Origin of the sequence: Gracilibacillus sp. HCP3S3_G5_2 (assembly GCF_052063305.1) — a bacterium.
Taxonomy (GTDB): domain Bacteria; phylum Bacillota; class Bacilli; order Bacillales; family Amphibacillaceae; genus Gracilibacillus.
Genome location: NZ_JBQHXU010000002.1, coordinates 206,065 through 226,067 on the forward strand (window position 1 = coordinate 206,065; position 20,003 = coordinate 226,067).

Consider the following 20,003-nt stretch of genomic DNA (forward strand, 5'->3'; position numbering starts at 1 on the left):
TTATTAAAGCACCCCCATGAGATAAACTACTGTGAAGATAAATACCCATACAACGTCAATAAAGTGCCAATATAAACTGGCAATATAAAACTTAGGAGCGTTGTATAAGTTTAAACCTCTCTTCGCATTGCGGATCATTAACGTTACAATCCATAATAATCCGAAGACAACGTGACCACCATGAAAGCCAACGAGTGTATAGAATGCTGAACCAAAAGCAGAAGATCGCATAGTAAATTCATATTCATGAATATAGTGATAAAATTCATAAATTTCGAAGGCTAGGAAGCCTAAACCAAGTGCAACTGTAATTCCTAACCATAATTGCATCTTCTTAAAGTCATGGTTTTTCATATGGTACATTGCATAAACACTAGTCAGAGAACTAGTTAAAAGCAACATAGTCATAATGAAAACTAATTCTAAACCAAATAATTCTTCAGAAGATCTCCCACCATTGGTAGAATCCTTTAAGGCTAAGTAAGTACCAAACAAACTAGCAAATAGTACAGCTTCTCCACCTAGGAAAAACCAAAAGCCCATAAATTTGTTTTTACCTTCTAAGGTGGCTTTTTCAGGGTCATGAGGCATGTGCTTTGGATTTAGTACGTCTTGTTCACTCATTTTTCCTCTGCCTCCTTCTGCAAGTCTTCTTTATGGATATGGTAACCTAGGTCATCTTTTAGTGATCGAACTAACATTGCTCCTAGTGTGATCCCCATACCAATAAATAATACAATTAACCATGATAGATCATATTTTTGATAGATGAAGCCAAATCCTGCGATAAACAAGCCTAAAGATATTACAAATGGTATGAAGGAATTGTTTGGCATATGAATATCAGATATCGGCTCTGCAGGTGTCATACCAGATCTTCCATCCATTTTTTCGACCCATAATGGATCTAGTCCACGTACTAGTGGTAACTGCTTAAAATTATAGAACGGTGGTGGTGATGGGATTGCCCACTCTAAAGTACGTCCATCCCATGGATCTCCACTTACTTTTTCATTTTTTATCGATGTCTTAATAATATTAATTAATAAAACAATTGTTCCAACTCCCATTAAGAATGCCCCGATCGTACTGATCAAGTTTCCTAAATCGAGACCTTGATTTTCTAGATATACCCAATAACGTCTTGGCATACCCATCAATCCAAGGAAATGTTGGATAAAGAACGTTAAATGGAAACCGATAAAGAATAACCAAAAAGTAAGTTTCCCTAACTTATCATCTAATATAGTACCAAACATTTTTGGCCACCAATAATGTGTACCTGCCAACAATGCAAATACTACACCACCAACAATTACATAGTGGAAGTGTGCTACAACAAAGTAAGTATCATGATATTGATAGTCTGCAGATGCAGCCGCAACCATTACACCTGTCATACCACCCAATGTAAAGGTGGGGATAAAGCCTAATGCCCACAACATTGGAGTGTTAATCTGGATATTCCCTCCCCAAAGGGTAAATAACCAGTTAAAAATCTTAATACCTGTCGGAACGGCAATCGCCATTGTGGCAACTGCGAAAATGGAGTTTGCTGCAGGTCCCATACCAACTGTAAACATGTGGTGAGCCCACACCATAAAGCCTAGGAAACCGATTAATACTGTCGCAAAAACCATAGCAGTATAACCAAATAAGCGTTTCTTTGAAAAAGTTGAAATGATTTCACTGAAGATACCAAAAGCAGGTAAAGCTAAGATATAAACTTCAGGGTGACCGAAAATCCAGAATAAGTGTTGCCAGATAACAGCGTTACCACCCATTGACGGATCAAAGAAACCTGAACCAAATAATCGGTCAAACATCATTAAGAATAAACCAACTGTCAATGCAGGAAATGCAAATAGGATAAGTGCACTTGCCACAAAAGCAGTCCAAGTAAATAGTGGCATTCTCATATAAGTCATACCTGGCGCACGCATATTGACAATCGTTACAAGGAAGTTAATACCACCAATTAATGTACCTGCACCAGAAATTTGTAGACCTAAAACATAATAGTCTACCCCTTCTCCAAGTGATGTAGTAGAAAGTGGTGCATATGCTGTCCATCCAGCATCTGCTGCTCCTCCTGTAAACCAACCTACGTTTAACATGATTCCACCAAATAAAAATAACCAGAAACCTAATGAATTTAAAAATGGGAATGCCACATCACGTGCCCCGATTTGCAAAGGCACTACCGCATTCATAAAGGCAAAAATTAAGGGCATGGCTGCCAGAAATATCATTGTTGTGCCGTGCATTGTGATTAGCTCATTATAAAATCCTGCACTTACAAAGTCGTTCATCGGTTTTACTAATTGCCATCTAATAGCAAGTGCTTCTAAACCACCAAGGATAAAGAAGAAACCACCAGCTACTAGGTACATAATAGCAATTTTTTTATGGTCTACTGTTGTTAAGTAATCCCATAAAGTGGCACCGAAGCCTTTTTTGTTCGTAGCTACCATTGTACTCACGTTAAGTTAACCTCCCTTTAGTTATCTCTTGCTTCGTCTTCTCTAAAATGTTGAACATTATCTAGCGGTTCATCGGTAGCTTTTAATTCCAATAAGAAATCAGCGATGAGTTCCGCTTCTTCTTCACCAATAGAATTATCTTCAAGATATGGTGCGTCTAACATACCATTTCCTGGCTTTACTTCTGCTGGATCAACAATCCATCTAACAATTTCTTCTTTAGTGAAGTCACTAATTCCTGCAACCATTGCGCGGTTACCAAAATCTGCTAAGTTAGGACCAATTACTGGATGGTCTGCACTTGCATCTATTGCATGACAGCTTAAACAACTATTTTCGAATAATGCTTGCCCTTCTTGAGCAGTAGCTGTTTCAGCTGTATATTCTGGGTCAGTGTTTTGCATACCATCAATCCACTGATCATACTCTTCTTGGCTCACTGCTATAATTTTAAAGTCCATTAATGAGTGAGAATCTCCACAAAATTCTGTACATTTCCCCCAATAAACACCTTCTTCATATGCTTCAATGTACATGGTGTTTTCGTTTTCAGGGCTTACATCCATCTTTCCTGTTATAGACGGTACCCAGAAAGAGTGGATTACATCACTAGACATCATATTTAAATAAACTCTTTCATTTACAGGAATATACATTTCCTGACTAGTTTGAACCCCTTCATTAGCGTATTCGAAATTCCACCAGAACTGTAAACCTGTCACATTAACATTAATACTATCCTCTTTAGCTGATTCATCTGCTAAATCATATGTACTTGCAATAGTTGGAACAGCAATGATGATTAAAAGCAAAATCGGGATAACTGTCCACACTACTTCCAACGTTTTATTCCCCTCTGTTTGTTTAGGGATATAATCTTCTTGTCCTTTTCTCTGACGGAACTTCAAAATAACATACAGGTAAATTGCCATTACGACAACAAAGACCACAATCATTACAAGTATTGAAATGATAATGACATTAAATGATTGCTCTGCCCCATATCCTTTTGGCACTAATGCAGTTAAGTTTTCTTTACCGCACGCTGAAAGTATGATTACCAAAAAAGAAAATAATGACAGAGTTCGGATTTTTCCCATCCAATCTTTCATGTTTAACCCTCTCTTTCTTTTTAACTTAATATATTATTTAGAAAAACTTGATTAAAAATCAAGTTCTACTGACAAAATTTACTTTATTATAACAAATTAGCCGGTAAAGTTATAATAATCATCCCAAAGAAAATAATTGTTAAATAAAGTAGTGAATAAATAAACATTTGATTAGACCATTTTTTATTATCTTGGGTAAATAATCCTTTTAGTGCTAAGGCTAACCAACCTATATTTAAAATAGTCCCTAATACGACAAAAATAAATCCTATTTCATATAATAAAAAAGGAATTGGTAATAAACAAACTACATATACAATCATTTGTCTTTTGGTGATGTTCAAACCATGTACTACTGGTAACATTGGTATCTCAGCATCTCGGTAATCATCTATCTTTTTCATCGCTATTGCAAGAAAGTGTGGCGTTTGCCATATAAAAATAAGTAGGAATAATATCCAAGCAATAACGTGTAAATTTGGATCAACTGCGGACCAGCCAATTAAAGGTGGTACTGCACCTGATAAACTCCCAATTGCCGTATTAATCGTATAACGGCGCTTAGACCACATCGTATATAATACAACATAACTAAACCATCCTATTACCCCAAACACAGCCGTTTGCACAGAAGCTAAAGACAATATTAATACACCTACTACTGATAGTGAAATACCAATTATTAATACATGTGATAAGTCGATACTTCCAGTTACTGTAGGGCGTTTTTTTGTTCTTTTCATCACCTGGTCAATGTCTCGGTCATAATAATTATTAATGACACATCCGCCAGCGATTACAAATGCTGTACCCACAAGTGTTACTAATAAAACATGCCAATATTGCGTCAAGGAGGAACCTGTATAGAATAAGGCTAACCAAAATCCTGCAAATGCAGTCATAGTATTCGAATTAATAATACCGACTTTCAACAATGATTTTAATTCAGACCATTTATACAAATATTCATTTGTACTTGTTGACAAAACCGGTTCATTCGAAGAAAATCCCATCTTATCCATCTTCGTTGTTACCTCCTTTCCATCAGTCCAAAACATAGAAACTTGTAAAATTAATACCATAATGCTCACCATTAAAAACTATCAAACAATGTTATTGTACCATGTATTTTATTGCTTCGCTATTTATGTTTATTATTGATTTAGAAATATGACATTTCTGTGAACTCTTCATTCATAAAGTACTTAATCGACACGAAATTCGTTTTATTTGTTATAATGAATAGGATTTTGAATTCAAGTCATTCTATTATACCCTATTTATTTCTAGCATAATACATAAATACTTTGCAAGGGTTTTATTTGTTTAATTTATCTAGGCATTATTTTATAGTTAAGTCTTAGTAGAATGGTTAAAGTTTGATGAGGTGTAGTGAGGATGAAATTTTTAAAATATTTATCAGTATTATCAACACTAGCAATGATTTTTGTACTTGTTGGTGGTGCATTAGTAACTAAAACTGATTCAGGTATGGGATGCGGTGCAAATTGGCCTTTCTGTTATGGTACTTGGTCAATGGAAATGTTTATTGAGCTAAGTCATCGAATCGTATCCTCCATTGCAGGTATTTTAGTTCTATTATTATCCTTTTTTTCCTGGAGAAAAATTGGCCACATAAGGGAAACTAAATTCTTAGCATTTATTTCCTTCTTTTTTCTTGTTGCTCAAGGGCTAATTGGAGCAGCAGCTGTTTTGTGGTCTCAATCAGATTTTGTCTTAGCAATACACTTTGGGATTTCACTCATATCATTTGCAGCAGTATTACTATTAACATTACTGATCTTTGAAGTAGATCATAAATTTGATGCGGATTCTTTAGTTATTTCTTCTTTTTTTCGTAAACAATTCGTTTGGTTAGCTATATACATAATGATTGTCGTCTATTCTGGAGCATTGGTAAGACATATTGATTCAAGTCTAGCATGTCCGAGTTGGCCTGTTTGTGAAAGTGGTAATCCACTGAGTTTTGGTTCCCATTTAGGACAATGGGTACAAATGGGGCATCGATTGTTGGCGGGTATCGCTTTTATTTGGACATGGATTTTGTTCTTCCGTATTAAAAAGGATTATCGGAATAGTCGAGTAATGTATCAAGGTTGGGGAATTGCAACTGCTCTGATTTCCATCCAGGTGATTTTAGGTGCACTCGTTATTTTTACTATAGGTAATCTTATGATCGCTTTATTACATGCTTTATTTATTACATTATATTTCGGATTATTATGTTACTATTTATTATTATCTTACCGTAGTATGAAAGCTGAGGAATTAAAATAAGTAACGCAATAGTAAACAATTAAGTAAGAGGGGGTTTTTATCCCCCTCTAAAAGTTAGCTTTTGTACCAATCTCCATTAGGAACGTATAACCTTTACTTCATTCCTTGCAACCAGTCCGCTAAGTTTTCCTCTCTTTCCGTTAGATTCATACTCTTTTTGTTTTGTTTCTCGTTGATTATAGTACCATCTTTCATATAAAAGATCCGATTGGCATAGGCAGCAACATGTGGGTCATGGGTAACCATTACAACTGTAGTTCCTTGTCGATTAATCGTATCTAATATGCTCATCACTTCTTCTGTAGCCTGTGAATCTAATGCGCCAGTTGGCTCATCAGCAAATATAATGGTAGGTCGATTGATTAGTGCTCGGCATATCGCTACCCTCTGAAGTTGCCCACCCGAAATACTTGTAATTGCTTGTTCTGAAAGATGATTAATTTCCAATTGTGTCATTAAATTATATGCATATTCTATTACTTTTCCTCGAGATTCTCTTTTCGCTAAATAACCTGGTAAAATAATATTCTCCACCACTGTTAAATGGTGTAGTAAATACATGTGTTGAAAAACAAATCCAATGTGATGTAGTCGTAACTGTGCTAATTGTTTTTCTGTATACTTAGTTATATCAGCACCATTAAAAATTACTTGCCCATTTGTTACCCTATCCATTCCACTTACACAATAAAGTAATGTTGATTTGCCTGAACCTGACGGCCCCATGATAGCAACAAACTCTTTTTCTTGAACATGTAAGCTTACCTTTTTCAAAATCGGCAGCTCCTGCTCAGGTACTGATTTTTCCATATCTTTTACTTTAAGAATTGTTTCCATTTAACCCCTCCATTCTTTATCCGAAAAAGATTTCAGCGTTTCTAAACCGAGCCATATCGTCACAATGATAGAGAGAATCAGGAATAGTACTGGATAAATTACTAGCTGAATAGCTTCCTGCTCAAATGAAATATTGGAAGCACCAAAGAAGGACCAAATATAGCTAACGATCGATTCACCTATCGTCACTGCTATCATCATTCCTAATAATGTTGCCACTATGCTTAGTACACTAAAAAAGTAAAAATAGTATTTTTGTAGATAACTTCTTGAAAAACCGATACTTTGTAAGATCATTGTCTCCTCTCGTTTTCTTGCCAGAACAAGCTTGATAAACAAGGAAACAATTAAGATCGAAATGATGACTGCTAAAGCAAACGCTACCCATCCCATTATTTTTATAAGATTGATCGTGTCTCCTAGTGTCTCCTGCTTATATCCCTCTAAGTGTGTAATTTTAGCGGATTGAAACACGCTTCTATATTCTCTCAACTTACTTTGGATATCTCCTTTCACATGCAGATTAATTACATAATGTAATGGTTGCTGCTCTTGACTAACTAATATAGCCTTCGCAGTTCTTCCGCCATTGGTAATATCCTGATATATGCCCGTTATAGTCATTCGTATTGATGTACCGTTATCAAATAATAAGAACTCATCTCCAACTTTTTTATTAAAATCTTTACTATATAAATAGGATAGTGCTATTTCCGATTCTTTTTTTGGTGCACGCCCTTCTATAAACGAAAGGGAAAAACGTGATATATCACCTGACTCAACCCTTATCTTTTCAACTTCTCCTTCAGGGGTAGGGGATTGAAATGAATAGGTAGCAAGCGAGGCATAGCCTCTTACCTCTTTATCACCTTGCAAGTACTGTAAAATGTTTTGAAAATCTTCTGCATCATCTGTACTTGCAGGTAAATCAATCCGGATATCTCCCTGTCCAATCCCCATGTACGACATAAAGTATGGAGATTTAATCGTTTGATATAAAAGAATTGGAACTGCAATCAGAAATGTAGACGTAATAATAACAAGAATGTAAAATAAAATCATTTTAAATTGATGGAAAAAATCTTTAATTGCCATTATGAAAGAAAGTGGCAACTGTATCCTTTTTTCCATTGAAAACAAGGAGTGATTTTTTTTCAGTTGTTTGGTTCTTCCATGTTGAATAGCCGTTACAGCACGAATGTTTTCGATTTTTCCTAAAGTACGATAACAAAATATAAAAACAATCATAATCATTAGTAATACACCAAATGACGAAGCAGTAACAATCCATCCATTTGAGGCCACACTACCGAAATAACTTGTAATACGATCTGTTATTACAGGTTCCATTATTTTAGCAATCAAAAATCCGGTACTACCAGCAGCACTAGATATTAACAAATATTTTCCAATATATATATACTTGATTTGCAAAGGTGTAACACCGATTGCCTTCATAACACCTATTTCAAAATAGTCTTCCTCTAATGTGGCACTTATTGTTAAACGAATACAAACGAGTGCGATCAAGATAAGTAAAAAACTAATAACCAATAATACCACTGCAACTAACCCTTCTGTCACGCTGTTTAATACTTGAAACGCTTGCCTGTCTATTGCTGGACCTTGTTGTGGAAGTGCAGCACTTTGATAAGATTGAATCAACATATCCAAATCATGCTCATTGTTAGCTTTAAACTCAATAAGGTACTCACGGTTGTCTACTATATTTGCAATTAATTGATAGTCCTTATCGTTAATGAGAAATCGTTTTGAATGAACAACGGCAGGATTCATTAAAGCATCTCGTATAAAATGACTAATTGTCCACTTGATGGTAGCATCATTATGCTTAAAGGTTATGGTATCTCCAATTTCTAACTGATCTCGTAACATATAAAAAACGGGTACGCCTATTTCCCCGACTGCCGGATAGGCAATTTGATTATCCATATCTAGTAAAAAATCAAACTCTCGATTTTGCATGACAAAACTAATATCCATCACACTATTCACTTCCGACTTCGGATTATCTCCAATATATATCGAAGTGCCTTCTACTGTAATCATCTCAACTGTCTGATATCGGTGATCGAATTGGATATTATTGATCCATTCTCTAATTTGTCCTTCATCCATCTCCGCACTATGCATCTGGACATAATCTGGAGCATCTGCTTCCACAGCGAAGTTATTAATCGCCTGCATTAATGTTACAACAATAGTTAAACCACTTGTAATTAAAATGGAAGCGAGAAATAAAAACACTAAAAGAATTCCCGTAATCGATTTATTACGCTTAATATTCTTTTTCATTAGTTGAATAAGCATGGCTTATCCCCTTTACTCTTTATAGTTGAAAAATATCCTTGGAATTATTCGAACGATGAAGTGTAGAAAAATCCACACGCTGAAAGCTCCATAAATGCTGAAAAGAAACAATGATGCTAAAAACAATTACAATAACCATGCTCATATACGGAGTAATAATGTAGTCACTTAATTGATAGGTGACCTGTTCTGTGAGAGTTGTTCTGGAGGTATTTTTTCTAGGTTAATTCCCCGAAAAAAGCTGTAGCAAATGTTATTGGATTATATAATGCTACAATATTGTAGTGTACTAGGAAGTAAATCTAATGGAATGTAGACACCACACTGAAATGTTATCGGTGTTGTAATAGCTAGGAGGACAATTTGATAGGATTGTGCTTGTTTGACTGCAGTTGTGATAAATAAGCCAAACCCTGAAAAAAGTAAGACCGACATAAATCATAAATACGACCATTATGGTATAACAAAACTAGAATAGGTTAAGCCAACCATTCGGACCTAACAGGGCAAATACACTCCCCTTTTTCACTCGAAAGGAAAGCGGCGAAATAGCTGTTAATTTGCCATACTTTTTGGTGAACTTATCTACTTGAACGATCGCTCCCATTGTTTCACCTACTTGGTATTTTTCTTGTTATGGAAGTAATGTAATACTTGATACACTTTATCAAAAGCATTGCCAAATTTTGATGAATCTGCTAATTGACTATTTAATACCTCTTCGAATGCTTGAAGTACTCTTTCACAATCCGACTCACGTACTCCTGACTTTAAGGCCACTTCCTGGATTACTTCTTGATTATTCAATAACATCATCTCCTTTTATTTTAGAATTGTTCAACTTTTGAATAAGGTATGAAAAGCTTCCCTGCTCAGCACCTAAGCTTTTTTCGACGAGTTCTACAAATGCTATAGCTTTTTTCGCTAATTGTTCTTCCTCCCATTGAAAAATACCTTCATCAAATAAAAATTGAGAGGATACTAATAAAAATTCCACAGTTTCTTGCGGATAGTAAGTATGAAAAACTCCTTCGTCAATTCCCTGTTCCACGATAGTTGTAATTACTGGAGTTAATTTTGTAATCGTAGCGACCAAACTTTTTTGATGCATTTCTGCGTTATCTGCTTGATGTAACTCTTCAATCACATGATCTTTTCGATTTGTTTCAATTTGTTGTGTCATCAATACTTGAAACAGTTTCTCTTGAGCACTTAAGGATGGTTGATCAACGATTGATTGCGCATGGGAAATAGTCATATCAATATAATGCTCGATAATAGCATCCATTACTTCTTCTTTAGAATTGAAGTAATAATAAAATGTACCTTTTGCTATTCCAACTTTCTTTAAGATGTCGTTGATTGTCGTTTTTGAATATCCTTTTGTAGTAAATAAATATTCTGCTGCTTGCCTAATTTCATTTATTCGTTCATCCCGATCCTTCATAACTTTCATGTATTCCCTCCATTCTTTATAGACTGACCGTCGGTCTATAAAGATTATATAGTGACTTTTGGAATATTGCAACAAAAAACTCGATTTTTTTCTGAACATGTAAGCAGTGTAAATAATCTATTAATTTCCACTTCTTATCCAAATTAGAAATGTAACATGCAGTTGTCCTTTGCTCAAAGATATGGATCATGTTTGTAGCTTCTTCCTATCATTGATTCGCACTCGAAATTTTAACTGTTTTAGTTTGCCTGCGTACAAAAAAAGCAAAGCCATACTCGGCTTTGCTTTTTACAAATAAAGAAAAGATCTACCCTTTTGTTTAGGAGGAGTAGTTCCTTCTTAATCTTCCTGTTGTTGATTTTGTTGGGACTATCGTTTCCTCTGTATCCTGTTTTTCTTCATTAAATCGTTGATAATTTACATGACGAGCAATATTATTTAAAATCCCCATTGAGAATAATAAGACTAGTAGTGATGATCCACCGGCACTAACAAATGGTAAAGGTACACCAGTGATCGGTAATAATCCACTAATTGCTCCTAAGTTGATAACCGCTTGTATTCCAACCATGGAGGATATACCAATTGCTAATAGGCTACCGAAAGGATGATCACATTTCTTTGAAATAAATAGCCCTCTTAGTACAATAATGCTTAGGTTCACCAGTACAAATAACACACCAAAAATTCCAAGCTCTTCTGAAATAACGGCCATAATAAAATCACTTTCGGCTTGTGTCAGATAACCTAATTTTTGAATACCTTGTCCAAGTCCTACTCCGGTCAAGCCTCCTGTGCCAATTGCAATCAAAGATTGTATGAGCTGATACCCACCATCATCAGGATCTGCAAAAGGTTGATATGCCCCTGTAAACCTAGATATTCTTACATCTGTCACCATATGGAAACCAACTGCAATTAACACAATCAAGCCAACTAATATCAAGATTGACAAATGTTTAAACTTGATTCCCGAACTAAAAATTACTGTACATGCAATTGCAAATACGATAGCAGCAGTACCTATATCAGGCTGTTTGATGATCAATGCAGTTAAAGCACTAGTAATAATTAAAGGGGGCAAAACTGCTTTGAAAAAATCATCTATATAAGCAAGCTTTTTTGTATACACAGCAGCTAAATAAATTATTAAACCGATTTTGATAAATTCTGCCGGCTGTACGGAAAATGGACCGATAACTAACCACGATGTTGCATTGTTAAGTGTGACTCCAAACACTTCTAATAAGAGAAGACTAGTAAACATTAATAGTACGATCCACTTCGTTAACTTAAGATACAAGGTATACTTAAAATAGCTGGCAAAAATAAATAAAACTAAACCAACAGCCAACCACATGGCTTGCTTTAAAGCTAATGAATAAGCAGGCTCTTCTCGGATTAATACGGATGTAACCATACTGGCACTATAGATCATCACTACACCGAAGCCTGATAATAATAATGGTGATAACACCAATAAAAAATCAAATGTTTTTCTTTTTTGCTTCATAACGACTACCTCAGTATCTAGTAATTTATTACTCTCATTCTATCATAATAAAGTTAGTATTTAACATAGTACATTTTATATAATTCCGTAAATACAAAAACCTTGCCACGCAGGCAAAGTTTCTTAGGGATGAATATTATACTTTTTGAGATGCCTCATGCAAAACATTTAATTGCCTTTCAAGATTTTCTAACAATGCTTTCCCATCTTCTTCCCGTATTAAATTTAACCTTACGGCGAAATCTATTTCTCTGGATAAACCGAACATTTGCGTGTCCAAAACTTCTTCGTATAAAGGACATTGCGGCATTGTTAGATTATCTATCTGAACTTTAATTAATTGCAAAATCTTATCAGCATCAGCCTTTAGAAGGGCATAGGCTTGCTCCTCTTTACTTAAAGCAACTTCAGGTATCACGAAATCCCCTCCGAATTAAAACTTCTAATTTTAATATTATCGTGAATAAGATAAAAATGCAAGATAACACTATTGTACATGACTACTATAAAATGGAATTGTATCTATTATATTACCTTATTAGAAATAAGAGATGTGGAATGCATTTTCTATTATACTTTGCTATGCTAATAAGTAATGCTATATATGAAGAGGTGAAGAAAAGTGATTATTCAAATCAAAGGGAATGTGAAATATCCAATAACACTTGATCCGAGTGTATGGATTTTTGATGACAGGAAAATAAAGTTAGAAGAGGCATTCACATCATCTGCTACTAATGAAGATGTAATCGAATCCAACAGTAAATTAAATAAACCACCAGTCAACCATAGTATCCAAAAGTTCAATAAAAAAGAATTACTAAAACACTCCTACCTTATGCCGATAAAAGAATTTATCGAAAATGCTGAAGCAAATGAGAACGTTTCAGAAGCAATTTTAAGAACGAATGATAATGAGTATACTATTTCAATTAATAAATTATTGGAATCATATTTATTATTCTCTATCGATGGTAAACAAATAAAGGAAAATGGTCCTGCCTATTTGTACTTCGGAGATGGATCAAATCAAGATGAACCAATTAAAGGTATCCAAGTTATCGAAATAAAATAGCTCATTACTCCTTTCTTCTTCTCAGATAGTATATTTTATTAATTTCAACAAAAAATATACAGAGAAGAAGGAGGGATTTTTTATGAAGTACATTTATCTGTTGTGCTTTTTAACTGTATTAATTGGTTGTCAGCAGGATGTACAAGAAAATGACTTAGCTCGGCAAACAGATGATTATGGAGCAGTTCAAGTAAAGAATTCAGATCCAACACCGACAGATGATATGGATAATCAAGAAAAAGCTCAATATTTAGCCAATTTGGCTAGTGAGGTGCCAAACGTCAATAATGCATCTGCTTTGATTACTAATCGCGGTGTTATTGTCAGTATTGATGTAGATGAGGACTTAGATCGTTCTCATGTAGGTTCAATCAAATATTCTGTTTTGGAAGCATTAGAACATGATCCATTTGGCAGAAGAGCAATTATTGTAGCGGATGCTGACTTACATGAACGTATACAAGGAATGGGACAAAAAATGCAGGAAGGACATCCGATTGAAGCTATTACAGAAGAGCTAGGGAACATTACCGGCCGTTGGATGCCTGAATTACCTTTAAATGAAAAGCAAACAGAAAATGAAGATCACAATAATCAAATGATGGATGAGCAAGATCAGCAAGAACTGGAAGAAATTAATGAAGAGCAATCCAATCATCAGAAAAGCCGTTAATGGATATCCTCTCATGCAAGAAGCTTGTCTACAAGAAAGAAGCCAACACATGTTGGCTTCTATTACTGTTTCACTTTATTGTAATAGTTCACTCCAAACTGAGATCCTTCTGCAACCATTTTTGCATTTTCTATATTATCTTGACTTGGATTGCCCGCCTCTTCTATCGGTAAGGTAGATTTACTAGTTGAAATAGAATTTTTCCAATCCTCCCATTTTTTTGCAAATTTTTTTCTTTTCGGTTTGTCCATTAATAAAATGGATAATGTAGTAGCTAATCCAGCTGCTCCGACCATTCCTACAATACTTCTCTTACGCATATTGATCACCCTTCCACATTTTCTATTATTACTATATCAATACCCAGACGTTTCTCTGTTAAACATTATTTCACAACTTTGGTAAATGTGAAATTTATGTTACAATATGATCAAGTAAGTGAATTGGTTATCTTTGAGGTGAAACAATGCGAGTAAAATGTGTGATTTGTGATAAAATCGATAAAATAGATAATGATTGTTCTAAAGCTAAAAAATTGCGTAACCGATTAATACACACCTATATGTGCCCTGAATGCGATAAGCGTATCGAAGAAAATACGATAAGAAGGCATAAAACGGGTAATTTTAAGCTATTTCGAAAAAAAGAAGTACAAGACCAATATTTATCATAGCCCTTGACAATATTTTTGTTTTACATGAACAATGCGATATAACTATCTCTATTAAAAAAAGGCTGAGCAGTTACTGCTCAGCCTTTGGTTTCTGTTTTCGTTCTTGGTAAAGTCTTAGGCGATAGACACCCATTACTACTGCAATGATAAATAAACTTTCTGCTAATGGAAGATTCAAACCGAATATTAAGGTTAAAAAGAAAGTTCCTATAATTAATAAAATATAAATAATTAATGACTTAAGCGGTGATAGCTTTTTGGCAAAACCAAATTTATAGGCAAAAATAGCGAATATGACAACTGTCAGATAAAGAAAGATAAACCCTCTGATTAGAATTGCCATCTCACTTTCATCAGCTAAATTTACCTCCCCACCTAATTCGCTCATAAAAAAATCTGCCACTGGCCATAAATTGTCAGGTACTTGAATTACTGTTTCTCTTTGCATGTGAAACCTCCAAATTATACGTTCAAACAAATCTATTATACTTTAATCCCTTGTTAAATACAATTTCTATTAAATTTATGGTATGCTAAAAAAAGCGATTATATAGATGAGGTGGCACAATGAATATTCAATTTTCTAAACTCCTACTAGCTTTAAGCGTTATCTTAGCATTTTCCGCTGCAGGTGTTGGTGTTGCACTTAGAAGTGTCTGGTTTATCATCATTGCACTCTTAGTAGGCTTTGCACTTATGGGTTATGGAATCTTATTAAAAAGAAAAGAATCCAGTTAAATACTAGCAATCGTAAGACTGCTAGTATTTTTTCTATTTAAATTCAATATACTCATCGATTAATTGTTCCTTAATTGCCTTATTACAAGTCAATATAGTATTTTTCTCCAAAAGGTTTACAGGCTGTCCATTTGCTTGGATGGTGATTCCCCCTACTTCTTCCACAAGTATCAAACCAGCAGCAAAATCCCATGGAGCTAATCTCATCGTTAGATAAGCATCAATTATTCCTTCTGCCACGAAAGCAAATTCTAATGCAGCTGAACCATACGACCTTGTACCACGACTATCATGAATCAGTTGTTGCACTTTCTTTTCATTAATTCGCTTATTTTCACAGGCCAATGAACTATTTAATGCAATAATACTAGTTTCCAAGGTAACTTCCTCACCTAGTAGTGGAAGCTTGTCCTGATTTCGGTAAGCACCTTCTCCTCTTTTTCCACTATACAAAATATCTTCCATTACGTTATAAATCAATCCTATTTCTCCAATTCCATCATGGAAGATACCGATCGAAATGGCAAAATTTCGTTTTTGATGTACAAAATTCATCGTTCCGTCAATTGGATCAATTATCCATAATGTGCCATCTAATGACTCTACTTTATCACCATAACCTTCTTCACCAACTATAGAGTGAGATGGATATTTTTCTCTTATTTTTTTAGTGAAAAATTGTTCAGTAGATCGATCTACCGCAGTAACTAAGTCGTTTGCATCTGATTTTGTATCAATTTGATATGGATCATCTATTTGATTACGTATTAGTTGACCCGCCTGATAAATCCATTGTTTTGCATCTTCAAAAATCTTTTGACGAGTGGCTGCATCCATCAACCTTCCTCCATTCTCATTAGGGTAGTTACTATTTTAGCAAATATTCAGTTAATTGAAAAATGTATACTATTTCTTTGCAAATAAATAATAATTAATATAATATTAAAATGATATTAATTAGATAGAAAGGTGAAACAAAATGACGTTTAAAGGATTTCAACAAAATGATTTTGACACATTTAAGATTGATGGTCTTGATGAACGAATGGAAGCCATACAGGAAAGAATTCAACCAAAATTCAAAAGAATATATGAAGAAATTGCAGAGGATTTAGAGGCATTCGCTGGTCGTGAAATGCATTTGCATATCGCAAAACACGCAAGACGTACCGTAAATCCACCTAAAGATACATGGTCTGCCTATTGTCATAACAAACGTGGTTATAAAAAGCATCCACATTTTCAGGTTGGATTATGGGATGATAATCTCTTTATTTGGTTAGCGTATATTTACGAACTCCCCCATAAAAGTGAGATCGCCGAAAAGTTTTTGCATGATATCGATGATATTAAGAATAGCGTTCCTAAAGACTACCATATATCACTCGATCATATGAAAAATGAAGCAGTAACACTCTCTGAAGCTGATTTACTAAATAGCCTCGAACGATTTAAAAATGTTAAAAAAGGTGAATTTTTAATTGGTCGTAGAATTGATGCTAATGATCCGCTCGTCCAGGATGGTGACAAGCTAATCCAAACAATTAGAGAAACAATTGAGACACTAGCACCATTGTACCGTTCATCAATGGAACTATAACAAAGAAAAGCACATGCAAAACGAGAGACACAAAAGCTACTGTGCCGTTTTTGAGGTTCTTTTAATCTTCATAATGAAAAGCTTAAAGTATAGGCAATTAGCCACTTTAAGCTTTTTTTACATGATAATTGACATTCGTTCCATCATTGCTTCGCTACATTTTAATCCTATCTTTTGCTGATAACTCTTTCGCTTTTTTAATAACTCGAAAAGGAACATATCCTGATTGCTTCTCGAATTGCTTATCTAATTTTTTTTCCTCACTTTTAGACGGTACAATTTCTTTATACCGATTGTATGCTGCTACTAAATCTCGCTTTTCTACCCCTTTTTCATATGCCTTCTCAATCAAGGAATAATAATTAACGACATCGATAATTTCCTTAGTTGTCCATGTTTCATCAATAGGATAGCTATAATTCATTTTTAACACCTCACGATTGGATTCGCTCGTATTTTATCATGTTCATTTTGTAATGTATAGCGATATAACTAGCTATTCACTAACGGATTTGCTATAATACCTTTTGCTTTATATTTCAAAATTGGTAAAGGAGTTCAATAGAAGAGCATGAATCAGAATGATACTCCACTGTTTAGTGGTTTACTACAACATATAAAAAAAGAGCCAAAGGCATTTCATATTCCTGGACATAAACAAGGTAAAGGAATGGATCCAACGTTTCAAGAATTTATCGGCTATAATACGCTGGCAATCGATTTAATTAATATAGAACCATTGGATGATTTGCATCACCCTAAAGGTATTATTAAGGAAGCTCAAGCATTAGCTGCAGAGGCGTTTGGAGCTGATCATACCTATTTTTCCGTACAAGGAACGAGTGGAGCAATTATGACGATGATTCTTAGTGTATGTAATCCTGGCGATAAAATAATTGTACCTAGGAATATTCATAAATCGGTGTCATCTGCTATTATATTTTCCGGGGCAATACCGATATTTATTCATCCAGAGTTAGATCATTCATTGGGGATTTCTCATGGAATAACACCAAATGCAGTCGCAAAGGCATTGCTAGCTCATCCAGATGCAAAGGCTGTTCTTGTTATTAACCCTACTTACTTTGGTATTGCTGCGGACTTACAACAGATCGTTAGCATTGCTCATCACTATCATGTTCCAGTTTTAGTTGATGAAGCACATGGTGTCCATATTCATTTTCATGATGAGCTTCCACTGTCCGCTATGCAAGCAGGTGCAGATATGGCTGCAACAAGTGTCCACAAGTTAGGTGGCTCTCTTACGCAAAGCTCGGTATTAAATATTAAAGAAGGACTAGTCAATCCAGATCGTGTCCAAACCGTTATGTCCATGTTAACTACAACATCCACTTCCTATATTTTACTCGCATCACTAGATGTTGCAAGAAAATATTTATATCAGCATGGAACAGATCTTCTGTCCAATACTATACAACACGCAGCATTTATCAGAAAGGAAATCAATCAAATTCCTTATTTGTATAGTCCAGGAAAAGATTTATTAGGTTCAGAAGCAACTTTTGATTATGATCCAACAAAAATAATCATTTCTGTTAAGGATCTTGGCATAACAGGTCATGATGCAGAAGTCTGGCTTCGGAAAAACTATCAAATTGAGGTAGAACTTTCTGATATGTATAACATTTTATGTATTTTAACCCCTGCCGACAGCAAGGAAGATATTCAATATCTAATGAATGCTTTACAACAGTTATCTTTAAGCTATGAGAAAAATGCAAACCAACAGGATATTACAATATCAGTTGCTGAAATACCTTTTCTAGCTGTCAGCCCAAGAGATGCTTTTTATGCAGAATATGAAGTGATACCTTTAAAGGAATCAGCCGGAAGAATTAGCGCAGAGTCAATAATGGTATACCCTCCTGGAATACCAATTTTTATTCCTGGTGAGATCATATCAAAAGAAAATCTGGACTATATATCCCAAAATATTAAGTCTGGTTTACCAGTACAAGGATTAGAGGATGAAACGTTAGAAACTGTTCGTGTCTTGAAAGAACGAGTAGTTTTTAATTAAAATAATGTTCTTCATTTACAGAGTTGAACCGCTGCCTAACTGTTTGACAAGCAGCGGTTCAATCGTTATTTTTAGCTAATTTGTAATCACCTTCAACGAACAACTAATTACTCAAATGTATTTTACTTGGCACAAAATCAATTATATGATTATGAAGCAATTTACAGTGATTACTATTCATGTGAGCTAATGGATAAGTCAGAGAGTTTTTTTACTAGATCGCTCTAGTAAGGTTGATTGTTCAAGTGCTATCGAATTTCTTTTTTGCCTAATAAAAAGGACAACTGCCATTATAACTGTAGTAAACCAAGCTATTAGTAAACAGCCTCCTATGATTGGTAAGATCGTTAACTCAAATACAGAACGACCTAGCCCAGTTTGAATTCCTAAAAATAAGATCATAAGCATCCACGCAATACTGCCAAAATGTATTATTCTTTTTTGGAGCGTTTCTTTCAATTGGCTTTTCTCTAGTAGCCATGCTGGCAAAATTAATGTTTGCAATGCATGAAATCCAATACCATGAAGTACAATAAGGTTTCCAGCATCGCCAGTAAACCGATCTTGAAGGATGATCATCCATATCCCGGCAAGGTTAGCTACTATGATAGAAAGAAAGGCATAACGAATACCTAATAAAAGTAAAGGACGCTCGTATGGAGGTTTTAATCGAAAATAATGAACAGTTAACACAATTGCTAATGCGACAAGAAATAAAGATATAATTCCGAACAACAGTCCAGCAACGATATCCATAATCGTCCCCACATTGGAAAAGCGCGGATTAAGCCCTCTAAAGTTTTGAATAGTTTCGATGGCATAACCATATAAAATTGCCATAATCATAAGCCAACGAACGCTATTCCTCTTACGATCACTAAATCTTGAAAGAGGTAAAATCGCTGCTATAGACAGAACATAAATACCTATAGCTGCATCAAAGGAAAAAGCGTTCTTCAGATTCCCCTCAGGTAGTATAATATGACCATTGAGTAAGATGAACAAGGCGATACCTAAAGAAAGCATCAATCCAAGTATTCCCGTGCAGATCAGCCAACGTTCTCCTACAAACAATTTCACAGACGGTTCTTTCACTATTTGCTCAACCTTCATGAACATGAATCATCCCTTCTATCAAACAGTTTATATTTTAAACAATATTTATTTATAGAT

Annotated in this window: 24 protein-coding genes; 7 read left to right on the forward strand and 17 right to left on the reverse strand. The window is 34.8% G+C overall.

What is annotated here, in order from left to right:
• Window positions 1-3: 3 nt before the first annotated feature.
• The 4 genes from ACTNEP_RS03455 to cyoE all read right to left on the reverse strand — a co-directional run bounded on the left by ACTNEP_RS03455 (window position 4) and on the right by cyoE (window position 4,617).
• On the reverse strand, window positions 4-624 hold the full coding sequence (locus ACTNEP_RS03455; RefSeq protein WP_441160247.1) for a cytochrome (ubi)quinol oxidase subunit III: 621 nt from the start codon (window positions 622-624) through the stop codon (window positions 4-6).
• Window positions 621-2,474 carry a cytochrome c oxidase subunit I gene (gene ctaD, locus ACTNEP_RS03460; RefSeq protein ID WP_441160591.1) on the reverse strand — a complete coding sequence of 618 codons (1,854 nt, stop codon included), beginning with the start codon at window positions 2,472-2,474 and terminating at the stop codon, window positions 621-623. Before ctaD ends, ACTNEP_RS03455 begins: the two co-directional genes overlap by 4 nt.
• 26 nt (window positions 2,475-2,500) lie before the next feature.
• Window positions 2,501-3,595, reverse strand: a complete 1,095-nt coding sequence (gene coxB / locus ACTNEP_RS03465) for a cytochrome c oxidase subunit II (protein ID WP_441160249.1) — start codon at window positions 3,593-3,595, stop codon at window positions 2,501-2,503.
• Between the two features lie 86 nt (window positions 3,596-3,681).
• On the reverse strand, window positions 3,682-4,617 hold the full coding sequence (gene cyoE, locus ACTNEP_RS03470) for a heme o synthase (protein WP_441160251.1): 936 nt from the start codon (window positions 4,615-4,617) through the stop codon (window positions 3,682-3,684).
• A gap of 376 nt (window positions 4,618-4,993) precedes the next feature.
• On the opposite strand from cyoE, the gene ACTNEP_RS03475 reads away from it, so the two are divergent.
• Window positions 4,994-5,893: a COX15/CtaA family protein gene (locus ACTNEP_RS03475; RefSeq protein WP_441160252.1), complete on the forward strand. Its 900-nt coding sequence runs from the start codon at window positions 4,994-4,996 to the stop codon at window positions 5,891-5,893.
• A gap of 93 nt (window positions 5,894-5,986) precedes the next feature.
• Here ACTNEP_RS03475 and ACTNEP_RS03480 read toward each other — a convergent pair whose 3' ends face one another.
• From ACTNEP_RS03480 to ACTNEP_RS03515, 8 genes are all read right to left on the reverse strand, one after another.
• Window positions 5,987-6,730 (reverse strand): ABC transporter ATP-binding protein, encoded by a 744-nt coding sequence (locus ACTNEP_RS03480; protein ID WP_441160253.1) that lies wholly within the window; start codon window positions 6,728-6,730, stop codon window positions 5,987-5,989.
• Complete coding sequence (locus ACTNEP_RS03485; protein WP_441160255.1) at window positions 6,731-9,061, reverse strand: FtsX-like permease family protein; 2,331 nt, start codon at window positions 9,059-9,061, stop codon at window positions 6,731-6,733.
• Window positions 9,062-9,322: 261 nt separating this feature from the next.
• Window positions 9,323-9,496 carry an ABC transporter permease gene (locus tag ACTNEP_RS03490; protein WP_441160256.1) on the reverse strand — a complete coding sequence of 58 codons (174 nt, stop codon included), beginning with the start codon at window positions 9,494-9,496 and terminating at the stop codon, window positions 9,323-9,325.
• 34 nt (window positions 9,497-9,530) lie between these two features.
• Window positions 9,531-9,668, reverse strand: coding sequence for a hypothetical protein (locus ACTNEP_RS03495; RefSeq protein WP_441160258.1), 138 nt, complete (start codon window positions 9,666-9,668; stop codon window positions 9,531-9,533).
• A gap of 8 nt (window positions 9,669-9,676) precedes the next feature.
• The gene (locus tag ACTNEP_RS03500) at window positions 9,677-9,868 is read right to left on the reverse strand and encodes an HU family DNA-binding protein (protein WP_441160259.1); all 192 of its coding nucleotides are present in this window, start codon (window positions 9,866-9,868) and stop codon (window positions 9,677-9,679) included.
• On the reverse strand, window positions 9,861-10,517 hold the full coding sequence (locus tag ACTNEP_RS03505) for a TetR/AcrR family transcriptional regulator (RefSeq protein WP_441160261.1): 657 nt from the start codon (window positions 10,515-10,517) through the stop codon (window positions 9,861-9,863). Before ACTNEP_RS03505 ends, ACTNEP_RS03500 begins: the two co-directional genes overlap by 8 nt.
• A gap of 319 nt (window positions 10,518-10,836) precedes the next feature.
• Entirely contained in the window at window positions 10,837-12,030 is a 1,194-nt protein-coding gene (locus tag ACTNEP_RS03510) for an FtsW/RodA/SpoVE family cell cycle protein (protein WP_441160262.1), read from the reverse strand.
• 136 nt (window positions 12,031-12,166) lie between these two features.
• On the reverse strand, window positions 12,167-12,448 hold the full coding sequence (locus tag ACTNEP_RS03515; RefSeq protein ID WP_441160263.1) for a YlaN family protein: 282 nt from the start codon (window positions 12,446-12,448) through the stop codon (window positions 12,167-12,169).
• 204 nt (window positions 12,449-12,652) lie between these two features.
• Here ACTNEP_RS03515 and ACTNEP_RS03520 point away from each other — a divergent pair, with 204 nt between their 5' ends.
• Entirely contained in the window at window positions 12,653-13,105 is a 453-nt protein-coding gene (locus ACTNEP_RS03520; protein ID WP_441160265.1) for a hypothetical protein, read from the forward strand.
• Between the two features lie 82 nt (window positions 13,106-13,187).
• The gene (locus ACTNEP_RS03525) at window positions 13,188-13,778 is read left to right on the forward strand and encodes a YhcN/YlaJ family sporulation lipoprotein (protein WP_441160266.1); all 591 of its coding nucleotides are present in this window, start codon (window positions 13,188-13,190) and stop codon (window positions 13,776-13,778) included.
• Between the two features lie 62 nt (window positions 13,779-13,840).
• Here the strand turns inward: ACTNEP_RS03525 and ACTNEP_RS03530 are convergent, their stop codons facing one another.
• Complete coding sequence (locus ACTNEP_RS03530; RefSeq protein WP_441160268.1) at window positions 13,841-14,098, reverse strand: hypothetical protein; 258 nt, start codon at window positions 14,096-14,098, stop codon at window positions 13,841-13,843.
• A 146-nt stretch (window positions 14,099-14,244) separates the two neighbouring features.
• On the opposite strand from ACTNEP_RS03530, the gene ACTNEP_RS03535 reads away from it, so the two are divergent.
• Entirely contained in the window at window positions 14,245-14,451 is a 207-nt protein-coding gene (locus ACTNEP_RS03535; RefSeq protein ID WP_441160269.1) for a YlaI family protein, read from the forward strand.
• Window positions 14,452-14,521: 70 nt separating this feature from the next.
• Here ACTNEP_RS03535 and ACTNEP_RS03540 read toward each other — a convergent pair whose 3' ends face one another.
• Window positions 14,522-14,899, reverse strand: a complete 378-nt coding sequence (locus ACTNEP_RS03540) for a YlaH-like family protein (RefSeq protein ID WP_441160270.1) — start codon at window positions 14,897-14,899, stop codon at window positions 14,522-14,524.
• A 119-nt stretch (window positions 14,900-15,018) separates the two neighbouring features.
• Here ACTNEP_RS03540 and ACTNEP_RS03545 point away from each other — a divergent pair, with 119 nt between their 5' ends.
• Window positions 15,019-15,189 carry a DUF5325 family protein gene (locus ACTNEP_RS03545; protein ID WP_441160272.1) on the forward strand — a complete coding sequence of 57 codons (171 nt, stop codon included), beginning with the start codon at window positions 15,019-15,021 and terminating at the stop codon, window positions 15,187-15,189.
• Window positions 15,190-15,222: 33 nt separating this feature from the next.
• Here the strand turns inward: ACTNEP_RS03545 and ACTNEP_RS03550 are convergent, their stop codons facing one another.
• Window positions 15,223-16,026, reverse strand: coding sequence for an inositol monophosphatase family protein (locus tag ACTNEP_RS03550; RefSeq protein ID WP_441160273.1), 804 nt, complete (start codon window positions 16,024-16,026; stop codon window positions 15,223-15,225).
• A gap of 142 nt (window positions 16,027-16,168) precedes the next feature.
• On the opposite strand from ACTNEP_RS03550, the gene ACTNEP_RS03555 reads away from it, so the two are divergent.
• Window positions 16,169-16,789, forward strand: coding sequence for a DUF1054 domain-containing protein (locus ACTNEP_RS03555; RefSeq protein WP_441160274.1), 621 nt, complete (start codon window positions 16,169-16,171; stop codon window positions 16,787-16,789).
• 154 nt (window positions 16,790-16,943) lie between these two features.
• On the opposite strand, the gene ACTNEP_RS03560 is transcribed toward ACTNEP_RS03555, so the two are convergent.
• Entirely contained in the window at window positions 16,944-17,213 is a 270-nt protein-coding gene (locus ACTNEP_RS03560) for a UPF0223 family protein (RefSeq protein ID WP_441160275.1), read from the reverse strand.
• 147 nt (window positions 17,214-17,360) lie between these two features.
• Between ACTNEP_RS03560 and ACTNEP_RS03565 the strand changes: the two genes are divergently transcribed.
• Window positions 17,361-18,830 (forward strand): aminotransferase class I/II-fold pyridoxal phosphate-dependent enzyme, encoded by a 1,470-nt coding sequence (locus ACTNEP_RS03565; protein WP_441160276.1) that lies wholly within the window; start codon window positions 17,361-17,363, stop codon window positions 18,828-18,830.
• Between the two features lie 198 nt (window positions 18,831-19,028).
• On the opposite strand, the gene ACTNEP_RS03570 is transcribed toward ACTNEP_RS03565, so the two are convergent.
• Window positions 19,029-19,943 (reverse strand): hypothetical protein, encoded by a 915-nt coding sequence (locus ACTNEP_RS03570; RefSeq protein ID WP_441160277.1) that lies wholly within the window; start codon window positions 19,941-19,943, stop codon window positions 19,029-19,031.
• Between the last annotated feature and the right edge of the window lie 60 nt (window positions 19,944-20,003).

What these genes read in the sequence shown, in the direction of transcription:
- ACTNEP_RS03455 (WP_441160247.1), bottom strand. Translation starts at nt 624, where the DNA reads ATGAGTGAACAAGACGTACTAAATCCAAAGCACATGCCTCATGACCCT.
- ctaD (WP_441160591.1), bottom strand. Translation starts at nt 2,474, where the DNA reads ATGGTAGCTACGAACAAAAAAGGCTTCGGTGCCACTTTATGGGATTAC.
- coxB (WP_441160249.1), bottom strand. Translation starts at nt 3,595, where the DNA reads ATGAAAGATTGGATGGGAAAAATCCGAACTCTGTCATTATTTTCTTTT.
- cyoE (WP_441160251.1), bottom strand. Translation starts at nt 4,617, where the DNA reads ATGGATAAGATGGGATTTTCTTCGAATGAACCGGTTTTGTCAACAAGT.
- ACTNEP_RS03475 (WP_441160252.1), top strand. Translation starts at nt 4,994, where the DNA reads ATGAAATTTTTAAAATATTTATCAGTATTATCAACACTAGCAATGATT.
- ACTNEP_RS03480 (WP_441160253.1), bottom strand. Translation starts at nt 6,730, where the DNA reads ATGGAAACAATTCTTAAAGTAAAAGATATGGAAAAATCAGTACCTGAG.
- ACTNEP_RS03485 (WP_441160255.1), bottom strand. Translation starts at nt 9,061, where the DNA reads ATGCTTATTCAACTAATGAAAAAGAATATTAAGCGTAATAAATCGATT.
- ACTNEP_RS03490 (WP_441160256.1), bottom strand. Translation starts at nt 9,496, where the DNA reads ATGTCGGTCTTACTTTTTTCAGGGTTTGGCTTATTTATCACAACTGCA.
- ACTNEP_RS03495 (WP_441160258.1), bottom strand. Translation starts at nt 9,668, where the DNA reads ATGGGAGCGATCGTTCAAGTAGATAAGTTCACCAAAAAGTATGGCAAA.
- ACTNEP_RS03505 (WP_441160261.1), bottom strand. Translation starts at nt 10,517, where the DNA reads ATGAAAGTTATGAAGGATCGGGATGAACGAATAAATGAAATTAGGCAA.
- ACTNEP_RS03510 (WP_441160262.1), bottom strand. Translation starts at nt 12,030, where the DNA reads ATGAAGCAAAAAAGAAAAACATTTGATTTTTTATTGGTGTTATCACCA.
- ACTNEP_RS03525 (WP_441160266.1), top strand. Translation starts at nt 13,188, where the DNA reads ATGAAGTACATTTATCTGTTGTGCTTTTTAACTGTATTAATTGGTTGT.
- ACTNEP_RS03530 (WP_441160268.1), bottom strand. Translation starts at nt 14,098, where the DNA reads ATGCGTAAGAGAAGTATTGTAGGAATGGTCGGAGCAGCTGGATTAGCT.
- ACTNEP_RS03535 (WP_441160269.1), top strand. Translation starts at nt 14,245, where the DNA reads ATGCGAGTAAAATGTGTGATTTGTGATAAAATCGATAAAATAGATAAT.
- ACTNEP_RS03540 (WP_441160270.1), bottom strand. Translation starts at nt 14,899, where the DNA reads ATGCAAAGAGAAACAGTAATTCAAGTACCTGACAATTTATGGCCAGTG.
- ACTNEP_RS03545 (WP_441160272.1), top strand. Translation starts at nt 15,019, where the DNA reads ATGAATATTCAATTTTCTAAACTCCTACTAGCTTTAAGCGTTATCTTA.
- ACTNEP_RS03550 (WP_441160273.1), bottom strand. Translation starts at nt 16,026, where the DNA reads ATGGATGCAGCCACTCGTCAAAAGATTTTTGAAGATGCAAAACAATGG.
- ACTNEP_RS03555 (WP_441160274.1), top strand. Translation starts at nt 16,169, where the DNA reads ATGACGTTTAAAGGATTTCAACAAAATGATTTTGACACATTTAAGATT.
- ACTNEP_RS03560 (WP_441160275.1), bottom strand. Translation starts at nt 17,213, where the DNA reads ATGAATTATAGCTATCCTATTGATGAAACATGGACAACTAAGGAAATT.
- ACTNEP_RS03565 (WP_441160276.1), top strand. Translation starts at nt 17,361, where the DNA reads ATGAATCAGAATGATACTCCACTGTTTAGTGGTTTACTACAACATATA.
- ACTNEP_RS03570 (WP_441160277.1), bottom strand. Translation starts at nt 19,943, where the DNA reads ATGAAGGTTGAGCAAATAGTGAAAGAACCGTCTGTGAAATTGTTTGTA.